Below are 13,937 nucleotides of genomic sequence, written 5' to 3'. Positions count from 1 at the left end.
ATGCTTAAAAATTATGCTTCAATCCTATTCCAACTACTGCCTGCTGAAGGGGTGTTGTTTGAATATTTAGCCCAATTTGGTTACTACTGATTACTTCATTATAACGATTAATCGCCTTTGATAAATGTATGTTTGACTTTACATTTAAGTAAGAAGAAATCAACAAAGTACCTCCTACGGTTGACCAGTAAAAACCACTTGATACTTTATCTCTATTGAAAATCGTATAAAGTGATAAACCAGCTGGAACAATATTTATCAGTTTTACTAACCTTTGTTGTTGCTTATAAGTCAAAAACTCTACATTTACTTTTGAGTCTCTTGCTTGCAACAACGGTATTTGTAAAGCCGAAGCATTGTCAATTATTTGTCGGTCATAAATAAATTTTACGCCGAATAATTGCCTTTTTACTGCAATCGGATACAAAGTTCTTTTATCTTCCTGAGCAAAGGTTTTGAAACCTACAAACATCAAAAAGCCTATTAAAATCTTAGTTTTCATGGTTTCTTTCTAATGATTTATCGTTGAAATAAATCACAGGTTTGAATACTCTTCTGAATCGTTGAAATTTAATTTCCTTTAGAAGTCAGGGAAAATAAAAAGTTTGCAAAATTACTTGATAAAATTGGAAGAGAAAAGGAATATCTTGGGAATAGTAGAGTGAATATGTAGGAAATGTTGTTTTTTATTGAAATTTTGCTTTTATCCGAGCGAATAAAGCCGATTAGGCGTAATACAATAGTCTAATTTTATATCAAACTCATTTATATCTTCAATTTTATCAATCGGTTCTTCAAGACATAAACCGATTTTAATAAGCTCTGAAGAACACTCTTGAAGGAAACGATCATAGAATCCTTTTCCATAACCAACACGATTTCCTTGCTCGTCGAAAATCAACAAAGGAACAAGTACTATCGACATTTCAGAAGGAGCAATTAATTCACCAGAAACAGGTTCTGGAATTCCCCATTTATTTTCAACAAGCTTTTCTTCGTCATACAGAAAATGTTCCATTTCGTATGTTTCAGGAATACTCTTGGGTACAACAATTTGTACTTGTGGAAATTCAGCTTGGAGTCTTTCAATCAATAAAAAAGTATTGATTTCATTATGTTTGATAATTGGCAGAAAAGTATGAAGGTATTTCACCTCCGAAAGATTAAAGTGTTGAAAAAAAAGCTCAACAATCGCCTGACTTTGGTCAAGTATTTCTGCTTGAGAAAGTGCTTTTCGTTTGGAAAGATAATATTTTCTGAGGGCTGGTTTGTTCATCATAAAAGCTTTGAGTATTGAGCGATGAGCTTTTGTATTTCAATAAAATTAAATCTAAGAAGCCCTTAAATTTCTAAACCACAAGTGAAGAAATTTAAGGGCTAAATTGGTAATAAATCTCAATTTTTCAAAAACTCCTCAGTCAACACTCCAAACTCATCAATTTTTAGTCTTCCTCTCCGCCACGGACTCCTGAAAGTATCGTTGAGCCAAAGAAAATAGCATTCAAAAACAATTTGTTTGTACCGTACCAGAATGCTCTGAAATTTGGATTATCAGTCATCACAATTACTTTTCCTGCTCCAAAAGACGTTGCCACTACCGAAGGCGTATTTTTCATCAATTTCTTGTTTCTTTCTGTTACGTAGCCACTCACCAATGGTTCGTTTGTATAAATCAATGGAGCATTATATGGGTCTTTGATTTTTTCTAAGTAAATATTATTATCTCTGAAAACACTTAAAGTTTGGTCTTTGTAGCCATAACCAATCGGGTGAGTAGGGTCTAATTTTACTTGAAAAATTGCACCACTTGTTTGTTGAGCTCCTTTGTAGCGTTCAGCCAAAGCATAAGGTTTAAACGAAGCAGTGTCAGCAGGAATCGTTTTGATTTTTACAGGCGATAATCCTTTGGCAACAGCCCATTCTACCGCATCTGTCAACGTAATCAATGTTCCGCCGTTGCGTACCCATGTTTTGATTTTCTCTTCGTTCAAAGTACTGTAATCGCCACTTGAGAGAATCAAGGTATTATACTTCTCTAAACTCATGCGGTTTACTTGCGTAATTTCCGACATCGTGAGAGGAATATTTACTCTGGTATCCAACAAATGCCAAATTTCGCCAGCATCGTTTGGATTCACGCCTGCACCCGTCAGCATTAATACTTTTGGCTGACGCATTGCTGCAAAGTAACTACTTCCTAAATCAATTCCAGAAGGCGTTAGTCCCGTTTGTAAAGCATAAAAATCAATACCATCACGCTCGGCAAGTGTTTGAAGAAGGGTTTTCAAAGCCGCAAAATCTGCTTGCTGATTTGAGCCAAAAGTGACTTCAACCGTGCCATAGCTAAAGTTTTTCGTTCCGCCTTCAAAAACACCCGTGAAAGGTTCTGTCGATACTTTTAGTTTGTAACCTTTTTTCTGTAATTCATAAGCTGCTCTAGGAGCGAAGTATCCATCCCATTCAAACACATAACCATAAGTAGTATTGCCAATAATTTTTCCTTTCGGGAAATCATTTTTGGTCAATTTATCGCCTAAAGTAAGTGCAATTTTTGCTTCTGAATAAGGTACATTAAAACAATGTGGCATCGACCAAGCCGAAATATCATAAAAAAGTGAATCTTCAAAAGTAGTTCGCTTTTCAAAAATCCCTTGAACCAAACGATATTGTGGTTGGCTTAATGGCACAACGAATGCTTCTCCTTTTTTGAAAGTTTTTCCGTCCAATACTTCATCTTTTGATACATTGAAAACGTCAATTTCATGCTGACGAAGAATGTTAATCATTTCCCACACTTTTACTTTATCATTTCCACCGCCAAAAACGAATGCTTTTGTTGCAGAAGTAGATTTTTCTTGATAGAAACTTCTTTGATAATCTAACAAATCCTGACGCAAAGCTTTAGCTGCACGCAAAGTAGAAAGTGTTGTTACAAACTGGTTTCTTACCGTAAAAGCAAAGCTCATATTTCCATTTTGCGTTTCCTGTAAATGTCCACGAGAACTGGCTTGCTCAAACAAAATTCCGATACTTCCTTGAACGTCTGGAAAAGTAGAACCTTTTCCGTAATAAAAATCGTCATAACCTTCTTTTGTGAAGTATAATGAACCGATTTTATCTAAAGCCGTAGCATGGAATTTGCCGATTAATTCTGTTATATCAATATTCTTTTTGGGAGTAAGAGGATGCGTTCGGGCAGGAATGCCCGGTTGGAAAAAGAAAGAAGAATTAGGTCCCATTTCATGGTGGTCGGTCAGAATATTTGGTTTCCATTCATGGAATTTCTGAATTCTACCTTTACTTTCTGGATGTTGCGTATAAAGCCAATCACGGTTTAAGTCGAACCAATAATGGTTGAAACGACCACCTGGCCACATTTCATTCAATTCACGGCTATTTGGGTCAGATACTAAATTATTACTTTTATTGGCATTTACCCAGCTTGAAAAACGCTCGCCACCGTCAGGATTAATTCTTGGGTCAAGTAAAATTACCGATTCATTCAAAATAGAATCTATTTCAGCACCTTGCGCAGCAGCCAAGTAATACAAAGCTAGTACCGAAGCATTCGTTCCGCTGGCTTCGTTTCCATGTACAGAATAGCCCATCCAAACTACGATAGGCATATTTTTAGTATCTAAACTGGAAGATTTATCGGGTTCAACTAATTTGTGGTGGTCGGCTTTTATTTTATCAACATTCGCAAGATTCTTTGGAGAAGAAATCGTCAGGAGTAATAATTGACGGTTTTCATAAGTACGTCCGTATTCGCTAACTTCTACTCTGTCTGAAAGTTCAGCTACTTTTTTCATGTAGCCCAAAAGTTGTTCGTGCTGAATGTGCCAGTCGCCTACTTGATAGCCCAAATATTGTTGTGGCGTAGGAATTTTTGGGTCGTAGCTAATATTTTGCGGTAAATAGTAGCTGTTGGGAACTTGTGCAAAAGCAGTTTGAACAAGCATAAAAAACAAAAAAGCGGCTAACCGCTTTCTCATTGAAATGTTGATAGGAGAATTGTGATTCATATTTATTAGTTTGAAGATGATAATGCAGGATTGTAAAGAAGCTATGTTGTACAAAGCTTAAAACTATTTTTTAATTTTTGAAGAGTAAAACAAACGACACAAGAAATTTTGTTGAAGAGATTTTATAAAACCCTACAATCTTTAATGCTAAACTTGCTTATCAAAAACTAACGTTGTTTCATCAACTTAGCTTCAATTGTTTGTTGTGTATGAGGAACTGCTCTCAAACGTTCTTTTGGAATCAATTTTCCAGTATCAATACATACACCATAAGTACCATTTTTGATACGAATCAAAGCATTTTCTAATTGCGTAGAAAATTTTTGTAAACGTGCTGCTAATTGACTCATACTTTCTTTTTCTGAAGTATCTGCACCATCTTCCATTGGTTTCGAGCTGCCCGCAGTAACATCAGTCCCTGGATCATTGCGTTTGTGCAATGCTTCACGAATATAGTTTAGCTCTCCACGTGCGTCTTCAAGTTTACTCGTGATAAGTACTTCAAATTCTTTTAGCTCTTCCTCAGAGTAACGAGTTTTTTCTTCTACAATAGTGTTCATATTCTAATAAGGCTATGTGGGTTGAAGATTTTTATTAGTAGCGTTTAAAATTTACGCAAAGATAAATAGTTCAAACTTAAATTTGCAATATTTCAAGAATAAATAAAATTTTTCTAAAATTTTATAATTCCTTAATTTTTGAAATAAACCAATGAATATTTGGTAAATGAACCTATCTTCCATAAAGTTAAAAAGCAAAACGCAAAAAAACCTTAAAATTATGTTTTTTGATTGAAAATCAGGTATTTCTACTTACACTAAAAGTACTTGTTTTTGTTGTTTGAAGAGTGTTATGTTTGTGCATTATCAACAAAAACTAATCTCAAGCATTGATTACCATTCATTTAGAAAAAAACAGGAAATAGCATTTTCTTAATATTGTTGTTTTCAGAAGGTTGGTAGTCGATGATACAAAGACAATGACTTACATAGAACCAGCTCCGATTAAGGACAAGGAAAATCCGCTAGAATCAATGATGCAACGCTTTGATAAAGCCGTTGAATTATTGGGAATCTCTGATGAAATGTATTACATCTTAAAAGTACCTGCTCGTCAGGTTACTGTAGGTTTGCCTATTACGATGGATGATGGAAGCATCAAAGTATTTGAAGGTTATAGAGTTATTCATTCTAACATTTTAGGGCCATCGAAAGGTGGAATTCGTTTTGACCCTGCTGTAAATATTGATGAAGTACGAGCTTTGGCTGCTTGGATGACTTGGAAATGTGCCGTGGTGGATATTCCTTATGGAGGAGCAAAGGGTGGCATTGCTTGTAATCCAAGAGAAATGTCTGCTGGCGAAATGGAACGTTTGATGCGTGCTTATACTGTTTCGATGTTAGATGTTTTTGGACCCGACAGAGATATTCCTGCACCAGACATGGGAACTGGGCCTAGAGAAATGGCATGGCTAATGGATGAGTACTCTAAAGCAAAAGGAATGACTGTAAATGCCGTTGTAACAGGAAAACCACTGGTTTTGGGTGGTTCACTGGGTAGAACTGAAGCAACTGGACGTGGAGTAATGGTGTCGGCTTTGGCTGGGATGGATAAATTGAAAATTAATCCTTATAAATCTTCTGCGGCTGTTCAAGGTTTTGGGAATGTTGGTTCGCACGCTGCCAATTTATTGCATGAACGTGGCGTAATGGTAAAAGCGATTTCTGATATTTCAGGAGCTTATTACAATCAAAATGGTATTGATATTGAAGGGGCAATTAAATTCAGAGATTTGAATAAAGGTACTTTAGAGAATTTTCCGGGTGCTGAAAGAATAAGTCACGAAGAATTATTGACGTTGGATGTTGACGTACTTGTGCCTGCTGCCAAAGAAGATGTGATTAACAACGAAAATGCTCCTTATATTCAAGCGAAATTAATCGTAGAAGGGGCTAATGGCCCAACATCAGCATCTGCTGACGATATTATTAATGACAAAGGAATTTTGGTTGTACCAGATATTTTGGCAAATGCGGGTGGAGTAACGGTTTCGTACTTTGAATGGGTTCAAAATAGAATGGGTTATAAATGGAATTTAGACCGTATTAATCGCCGTTCTGATAGAATTATGAAAGATGCTTTTGATAAAGTATTCTTAACTTCTCAACAATATAAAGTACCGATGCGAATTGCAGCTTATATTGTTGCAATTAAAAAAGTGGCTGATACTTATAAATTCCGTGGTGGTTATTGATAAATGTTTAGGATTGTCAGCTTTTAAAAAGTTGACAATCCTTTAAGTTTAAGAGTTCACAAAACGCTCGTTAAACCCTCTTACGGTTTTGGCTATTTCTTTAATTAAATCTACTCGTTCTTCAATTGCGTTACCAACCACGATAACGTCTGCACCAGCTTTTAGGGCATCTTGGGCTTTCTTTGCGGTATTAATTCCTCCGCCAACAATTAAAGGTACTTCAATAGATTGTTGAACAGCAGCTATCATTTCTGGTGAAACTGCATTATAAGCACCAGAACCAGCATCCATATAAATCAATTTCAATCCTAACATTTCACCAGCCATTGCCGTACAAGCTGCAATACTTGGTTTATCGTGTGGAATTGGCGTTGTATTTGAAATATACGAAACCGTTGTTTGGCGACCACTGTCAATAATCATGTAGCCCGTTGGTAATACTTCTATGCCGCTTCTTTTGAGAATTGGAGCGGAAATTACTTGTTGTCCAATCAAATAATCAGGATTTCTTCCTGAAATTAGAGATAAAAACAAAACGCCATCTACTTGATTAGTAAGATGTAAACTATTTCCTGGAAATAAAATAACAGGAATGTCGCTACTTTTTTTAATTTCGATAATAACCTTTTCCATAATATGGCTGGTAATTAAACTACCGCCTACAAAAAAGAAATCTACTGCTTGTTCTTTACTCAAGGCTATTAAATGCGAAAAGCTGTCTTCATTGACTTTGTCGGGGTCAATCAAGACAGCAAATGCTTTTTTGCCTTGGGCTTTTAGCTCATAAAATTTATTGAGAAGATTTCTCTGCATGATTTTCTTTTAAAATCGAAAGCACTTCCATGACTTTATCTTTGGCAATTGCCATTAAAAATGACAGCATGTAGCCTTTGATAGATGAAATAATCCAAGATTCTTCCTTTTTTTCTTTTTTAACGATAACAGGCAAATTATTGCTTTCAGCTACCGCTACTTTTACTTTTTCTTTTTTATCAGAATCAGAACTCAAAAAGTTAAATACAAGGTAAGTAGTAGCCAAAACGCCACCAATGATTAAAGCCGTAGTTCCAATACGAGTTGCTTCAGTTTTGAGGTTACTTACTTGTCCGTCAATCGTTTTTTTATATTCTTTTGCTTCTAAATGTAATGCTTGCTTACGTTCAGAAATTTTTTTGGGGCTTACTACTGGAAACATAATTTTCACGTTAATCTGTTATTGTACAAGTAATATTTACTTCAAGTGTTGCTCTCACAATAACTGTGTACGAATCTAAAACTATTCAAAAGTAATAAAAATTGCTTTTTTGAGTGAAAATTTAACGAAAGAATTCATTTTTAATTTTCTGGAGAAATCAATTCGGATTCTTCTTCTGTATTTTCTGTAATTGTATCAGGTTCTAGTAGTTTTTTTCCAAGATAAAAAACATAAACTACTACAAGTGCTAATAAAATTGTAACTAAAAGAAAACCAAGATAATCGCTTTTGAAAACATGGTTTAGGAATAAAGCCAAAGTAAGTAACGAAAATATTAAAAGCATCGAAGCTGCAAGAATGAGTATCGCCCCAATTATTAATTTTTTAATCGTTTCTTGAACACGCTCTTCTACTTCAAGTTTGGCAATTTCTATATGCGTTTGAACGTACTTATAAATATTTTCAATCAATCCGTTTGTCTCTGGTATTTTCATGCCTTAGCTATTTTTTCAATACAAATAACTAAAAAATAGTATCCCAAAGCAAATATCCATTCAAGGCAATGATGATAATTGCTACAATCCAAGCACAAATTTTCATCAATTTTGAATTCACAAATTCACCCATTTGAGTTTTATCGCTTGTGAAAACAATCAAAGGAACTACCGCAAAACTAAGTTGTAAGGATAAAATTACTTGACTCAATACCAATAAATCTCCCGTGCCTTTTTCGCCATAAATAATTGTAACAATCAAGGCTGGAATTACTGCTATTAAACGAGTAATAAGTCTTCTCAACCAAGGTTTTAATCTTAAATTCAAAAAACCTTCCATTACAATTTGTCCAGCCAAAGTACCTGTTAAAGTAGAGTTCTGACCAGAAGCTAATAAGGCTACAGCAAAAAATATACCAGCGAATTTTACACCCAAAACGGGGTCAAGTAAATGATAAGCATCGTTGATATCCGCCACATTTTGATTGCCCGTATTGTGGAAAGTAGCCGCAGCGATAATTAAAATGGCTGCATTGATAAAAAAGGCAAGTGATAAAGACAAGTTAGAATCAATCGTTGCAAAAAAGATAGCGGAACGTTTGCCTTCGCTGTTTTTTTCAAAATTACGAGTTTGTACAATGCTAGAATGCAAATATAAATTATGAGGCATGACGGTTGCACCCAAAATCCCGATGGCAACATAAAGCATTTCTGGATTGGTAATGATTTGAGTTGTAGGTAAAATACCTCCCAAAATTTCCTTTACAGATGGTTGGGAAACAAAAATTTCATAACCAAAACAACAGAAAATCATAAAAATCAAACCTGCAACGATACATTCCAAAGCCCTAAAGCCTTTTCCTTGAAAGTATAAAAGTACTAAAACATCTAAAACCGTAATGACAACGCCTACTGTTAGGGGCAAGCCAAAAAGTAAATTAATGGCAATGGCAGAACCAATTACTTCTGCTAAGTCGCAGGCGGCAATGGCAATTTCACACAAAATCCATAAAGTAATAGCAACAGGTTTTGAATAAGCATAGCGACAAGCTTGTGCTAAATCTCGTCCAGATGCAATGCCTAATTTTAATGAAAGATGCTGAAGGAGCATCGCAAAAAGATTTGAAATCAGAATAACAGAAAGTAACGTATAACCAAATTTTGAGCCTCCAGCAATATCTGTTGCCCAGTTCCCAGGATCCATATAACCAACAGCTACCATTAAGCCTGGCCCTGTAAAAGCCCATAATTTTTTATAAAAAGAGCCTGTTTTAGGCACATTTATTGAACCATATACTTCTGGTAATGAATGATTAAAAATTGTGTTTTTTATATTCATATTAAATATGCGATGTAATTGTAAGGTTTGTTGAATACAATAATCAATATTTCCTTTTATAACCTGATGAAATGATTTACAATGAATGCTTCATGATTACCGCTACATAAGTAATGTAAATTTATTTTTTGTTAAGTACAATTCAAAATATTTTTTTAGATTAATCTAAAATTTAATTATTCGCTTATAAAATAATATCTTTGTTCAGCTAATAAAGCTATTATTATCCCTAAAAATTGCCATCATGACTTCATTCACGGAAGAAAACTACCTTAAAATAATTTATAAGCTTTCTGCGGAAACCGACAGTGAAGTCAGTACGAATGCTGTTGCAGAACTGACACTTACTAAAGCGGCATCTGTTTCAGATATGCTTAGGAAACTCTCAGAAAAACAATTAGTTAATTATCAAAAATATCAAGGTGTTAGGTTAACAGAACTCGGCGAAGCCGTGGCCTTGAAAGTTATCAGAAAGCACCGTTTATGGGAAGTGTTTTTGGTAGAAAAGTTAGGTTTTAATTGGGACGAAGTACACGAAATTGCAGAACAATTAGAACATATTGATTCGGAAGAGTTGGTTGAAAGATTAGACGAGTTTTTAGGTTTTCCAAAATTTGACCCACACGGAGACCCTATTCCAGATACTTTCGGAATTATGCCTGAATTGAGGTATCAAAATCTTTCAGAAATTACTGTTGGGCAAAGCGTTGTGATGGTGGGCGTTTCTGAGCATTCAGCAACTTTTTTACAGTACTTAGCCAAAATGGGCTTGACCTTGGGTTGCCATATTGTTGTGAAAGAGCTAAACGATTTTGATAAATCACTTAATGTAAAGCTTGGCGATTTATCAAATCATTTCATTAGCCACGAAGTAGCCAAAAATTTACTAGTAAAAAGTGTTAAAAACTAAGAATATAAAAAAAACCTAACAACGCCGCCACGTTGCTAGGTCAAAAAATTTACGTTAAAATAACGCATTGCAAAAATATAAAAAATGGAGTTTAAATCAAACATCTATTAAGATTTAGTCATAATAAAAGTGAAACGCTATTCCAATTATCTTCTTTCTTTAAAAATTATGCTATTAAAATAGTATTTAGCTTTAGCTCATACATTTTCTTTTCCTAGTTAAAAATCAAAATTAATGCTATTGATTTATCTTGGACTTATGTAAAATTTGGAAAAATTCATAAGTAGGATACTTATATTTTGTTCAAAAAATAAGTATTTAACTAAATTTTAGCCCATTTATGACAACTTTATTTTTAAATAATCGTTAATATTTACCTAGAGATAAATACTCAGATTTTTAAAGTATTTGTTTGTCATTCATTTCATCTTTTAACTGTACTCCGCTGATTTTTTTTACTTTTATTTCATTAAGTAAATAGAAGATTTTTTCTGAAGCCAATTCATAATTTAATCCTTCTGGGCGAATATTTGAAACACAATTTCTACTTTCATCGGTTAGACCTAATTTAGGTTGATAAGTAATATAAGCTCCCATGCTGTCGGGAGATGTTAGTCCTGGGCGTTCGCCAATTAAAATGATTACGATACTTGCCTTGAGTAAAAAGCCAATTTCATCGGCAATGGCTACTCGTCCTTGTTCAACAATACAAATCGGAGCGATTTCCCAGTTTTCGGCTTGAAGTTTAGGAATTAAATGATTCAAAAAGGAAAAAGCGTGTTCATTGATAGCACTTGCCGAAAGTCCATCGGCAACCACAAAGCAAATGTCTGATTCGCTGGCATCTTCTTCCAATAAAATTTTTCTGGATGCTTGGTTGATTGTTCTTCCTAAATCGGGTCTTTGTAAATATTGTGAACGAGATTTTACTTCGCTTTGTAACCGTAATACTTCCAGATTAAAAGTACTTAGTAAAGCTTGAAATAAGTCTAAAACTTTTAATTCAGAATACACCGCATCACGAGCTTGGGCATGGTCTGCTTGGAATTTCAACAATTCAGCCGTAGGTAAACTATGCCCAGCCCGACCACGAGCAATGCGAGCGGGAGTATAATTTTGCAAAAATTGCCATTGGTCGGCTTTGTTGATTTCCATGTTGTGATTCATTGAGTGATTTAATGAATGAGTGATTTAGTGATTAATCATTGAATTAAGAAATTATTGTCTAATGCTATTTATGTATCAATGAGGGGGGGGATTTATTCCAACTAATTGATGAATATTTTTAAAATTCAATTTACACCCAATCAATCAATTGGGAATAAATATTTTATAATCCCATTAATGCTAAATTAATATGAATGACGGGAATAAATTCCCGCCCTATTGAAAAAAAACTCCTCACTCCGCACTCCAAACTCTACACTCAATCCACTCCATATTTCTTCTTTATCTCCTCATCCAAAGGCAAGAGGTATTTATCTCCAAAAACCTTTATCCATTCTTGTATTTCCTCATATTTATAATCCAACTCTTCGCCATCGCCGTAACTCATTAAATTACCCTGCTGTGTTTGTAAATCTGTTTTTACAATGGCTTTACCAACTGTGACATAGAGATAGCGATTGTCTATAATATCTACCTGCGTTGGTACTTTATTTAACCATAAAGTTTGGATTAATTTGCCTGTGGCAATTTCGTAGATTTTTACTTTATGTTTATCAAAGCATCTGATAAATATATATTTACTATCTTGCGAAAAAGTAGCGTAGCGTAGCATTTCTTCATCTTTTAAAAAGTCTGGATATTTTCCTGTTTCTACAGACCAGACTTTGGAATTATAATTCACATCTCTTGTGATGAGCCATTTACTATCTTGCGAAAAAGTAGCGTAGCGAATATTTTTTTCATTTTTTAAAAAGTCATAATATTTTCCTGTTTCTACAGACCAGACTTTGGCATTACGATTAAAATCTATTGTGATGAGCCATTTACTATCTTGGGAAAAAGTAGCTGTGTAAATATTTTTTTCATCTTTTAAAAAGTCATAATATTTTCCTGTTTCAACAGACCAGACTTTGGCATTACGATTAAAATCTCTTGTGATGAGCCATTTACTATCTTGCGAAAAAGTAGCGTAGCGAATATTTTTTTCATTTTTTAAAAAGTCATAATATTTTCCTGTTTCTACAGACCAGACTTTGGAATTATAATTCACATCTCTTGTGATGAGCCATTTACTATCTTGCGAAAAAGTAGCGTAGCTAATATTTTTTTCATCTTTTAAAAAGTCATAATATTTTCCTGTTTCAACAGACCAGACTTTGTAATTAAAATTCAGATCTGTTGTGATGAGCCATTTACTATCTTGGGAAAAAGTAGGTGTGTAAATATTTTTTTCATCTTTTAAAAAGTCATAATATTTTCCCGTTGCTACTGACCAGACTTTGTAATTATATTTATCATCTCTTGTTATGAGCCATTGACTATCTTGCGAAAAAGTAGCGTCGCTAATCGTTTTTTCATCTTTTAAAAAGTCAGCTTGTTTTTCCTTTTCCAATGACCAGACTTTGGCAATATCATTATACTTCCTTGTTACGAGCCATTTACTATCTGGGGAAAAAGTAACATCACTAATAGTTGCCTCGTCTTTTAAAAAGTCAGCTTGTTTTTCCTTTTCTAATGACCAGACTTTGGCATTTCGATTGATATTTAATGTTATGAGCCATTTACTATCATGGGAAAAAGTAGCATCACTAATAGTTGTCTCGTCTTTTAAAAAATCATTAAGTACTCCCTTTTCCATAGACCATACTTTGTATTTATTATTTCCATAATATGTTATGAGCCATTTACTATCAGGGGAAAAAGTAGCATCACTAATAATTGCCTCGTCTTTTAAAAAATCATCAGGTATTCCATTTTCCACAGACCAGACTTTGACATTTAGATTGTGATCTTTTGTTATAAGCCATTTGCTATCTGGAGAAAAAGTAGCAGAACGAATATTATTCTCTTTTTCTAAAAAGTCATACAGTATTCCTTTTTCCACAGACCAGAATTTATATTTATTATTTCCATTATTTGTTATGAGCCATTTACTATCTGGGGAAAAAGTAGCATCACTAATAGTTGCCTCGTCTTTTAAAAAGTCATTAGGTATTCCCTTCTCCACAGACCAGACTTTGACATTTAGATTTTGATCTTTTGTTATAAGCCATTTGCTATCTGGAGAAAAAGTAGCAGAACGAATATTTTTTTCTTCATTTAAAAAGTCAGCTTGTTTCCCTTTTTCCACTAACCAGACTTTGGCATTTAGATTCACATCTTCTGTTACGAGCCATTTACTATCTTGAGAAAAAATAGGATAACCAAAAATTTTCTCTTCTTTTAAAAAGTCATACAATATTCCATTTTCCACAGACCAGACTTTGGCAATACGATTAGTATCTTTGGTTATTAGCCATTTACTATCTGGGGAAAAAGTAGCAGAACGAATATTTTTTTCTTCATTTAAAAAGTCAGCTTGTTTCCCTTTTTCCACTAACCAGACTTTGGTATTTAGATTCACATCTTCTGTTACGAGCCATTTACTATCTGGGGAAAAAGTAGCAGAAAATATCTTTTTTTCTTCATTTAAAAAGTCAGCTTGTTTCCCTTTTTCCACTAACCAGACTTTGGTATTTAGATTCACATCTTCTGTTACGAGCCATTTACTAT

Annotated in this window: 12 protein-coding genes; 2 read left to right on the top strand and 10 right to left on the bottom strand. The window is 34.2% G+C overall.

Features of this window, described 5'->3' with window-relative positions; genetic code table 11:
- Positions 1 to 4: 4 nt before the first annotated feature.
- The 4 genes from HNP25_RS04025 to HNP25_RS04010 all read right to left on the bottom strand — a co-directional run bounded on the left by HNP25_RS04025 (position 5) and on the right by HNP25_RS04010 (position 4,585).
- The gene (locus HNP25_RS04025; RefSeq protein WP_184130676.1) at positions 5 to 502 is read right to left on the bottom strand and encodes a hypothetical protein; all 498 of its coding nucleotides are present in this window, start codon (positions 500 to 502) and stop codon (positions 5 to 7) included.
- 201 nt (positions 503 to 703) lie between these two features.
- Positions 704 to 1,279: a 5-formyltetrahydrofolate cyclo-ligase gene (locus HNP25_RS04020; RefSeq protein WP_229202785.1), complete on the bottom strand. Its 576-nt coding sequence runs from the start codon at positions 1,277 to 1,279 to the stop codon at positions 704 to 706.
- A gap of 163 nt (positions 1,280 to 1,442) precedes the next feature.
- Positions 1,443 to 3,995 carry a M14 family metallopeptidase gene (locus HNP25_RS04015; RefSeq protein WP_184130673.1) on the bottom strand — a complete coding sequence of 851 codons (2,553 nt, stop codon included), beginning with the start codon at positions 3,993 to 3,995 and terminating at the stop codon, positions 1,443 to 1,445.
- A gap of 197 nt (positions 3,996 to 4,192) precedes the next feature.
- Positions 4,193 to 4,585, bottom strand: a complete 393-nt coding sequence (locus HNP25_RS04010; RefSeq protein ID WP_184130671.1) for a TraR/DksA family transcriptional regulator — start codon at positions 4,583 to 4,585, stop codon at positions 4,193 to 4,195.
- A gap of 419 nt (positions 4,586 to 5,004) precedes the next feature.
- Here HNP25_RS04010 and HNP25_RS04005 point away from each other — a divergent pair, with 419 nt between their 5' ends.
- Complete coding sequence (locus HNP25_RS04005) at positions 5,005 to 6,279, top strand: Glu/Leu/Phe/Val family dehydrogenase (RefSeq protein WP_184130668.1); 1,275 nt, start codon at positions 5,005 to 5,007, stop codon at positions 6,277 to 6,279.
- Positions 6,280 to 6,327: 48 nt separating this feature from the next.
- Here the strand turns inward: HNP25_RS04005 and HNP25_RS04000 are convergent, their stop codons facing one another.
- The 4 genes from HNP25_RS04000 to HNP25_RS03985 all read right to left on the bottom strand — a co-directional run bounded on the left by HNP25_RS04000 (position 6,328) and on the right by HNP25_RS03985 (position 9,307).
- A complete protein-coding gene (locus HNP25_RS04000) occupies positions 6,328 to 7,092 on the bottom strand; it encodes a phosphoglycerol geranylgeranyltransferase (RefSeq protein WP_184130665.1) in 765 nt (254 codons plus the stop codon).
- Positions 7,070 to 7,474 carry a hypothetical protein gene (locus HNP25_RS03995; protein WP_184130662.1) on the bottom strand — a complete coding sequence of 135 codons (405 nt, stop codon included), beginning with the start codon at positions 7,472 to 7,474 and terminating at the stop codon, positions 7,070 to 7,072. Before HNP25_RS03995 ends, HNP25_RS04000 begins: the two co-directional genes overlap by 23 nt.
- A gap of 140 nt (positions 7,475 to 7,614) precedes the next feature.
- The gene (locus HNP25_RS03990) at positions 7,615 to 7,968 is read right to left on the bottom strand and encodes a phage holin family protein (protein ID WP_184130659.1); all 354 of its coding nucleotides are present in this window, start codon (positions 7,966 to 7,968) and stop codon (positions 7,615 to 7,617) included.
- 28 nt (positions 7,969 to 7,996) lie between these two features.
- A complete protein-coding gene (locus tag HNP25_RS03985; protein WP_184130656.1) occupies positions 7,997 to 9,307 on the bottom strand; it encodes an Nramp family divalent metal transporter in 1,311 nt (436 codons plus the stop codon).
- 244 nt (positions 9,308 to 9,551) lie between these two features.
- Between HNP25_RS03985 and HNP25_RS03980 the strand changes: the two genes are divergently transcribed.
- A complete protein-coding gene (locus HNP25_RS03980; protein WP_184130653.1) occupies positions 9,552 to 10,217 on the top strand; it encodes a metal-dependent transcriptional regulator in 666 nt (221 codons plus the stop codon).
- Positions 10,218 to 10,616: 399 nt separating this feature from the next.
- On the opposite strand, the gene eutC is transcribed toward HNP25_RS03980, so the two are convergent.
- Together eutC and HNP25_RS03970 are read right to left on the bottom strand one after the other, a co-directional pair.
- Positions 10,617 to 11,372: an ethanolamine ammonia-lyase subunit EutC gene (gene eutC, locus HNP25_RS03975; protein WP_221432397.1), complete on the bottom strand. Its 756-nt coding sequence runs from the start codon at positions 11,370 to 11,372 to the stop codon at positions 10,617 to 10,619.
- A 271-nt stretch (positions 11,373 to 11,643) separates the two neighbouring features.
- Positions 11,644 to 13,937 (bottom strand): WD40 repeat domain-containing protein (locus HNP25_RS03970; RefSeq protein WP_221432396.1); only part of this gene is annotated, 2,294 nt, incomplete at its 5' end.

Source organism: Arcicella rosea, from assembly GCF_014204325.1.
Classification (GTDB): domain Bacteria; phylum Bacteroidota; class Bacteroidia; order Cytophagales; family Spirosomataceae; genus Arcicella; species Arcicella rosea_A.
The sequence above is the reverse complement of the archived record's forward strand: the minus strand, read 5'-3'. Positions and strand labels throughout refer to the sequence as shown.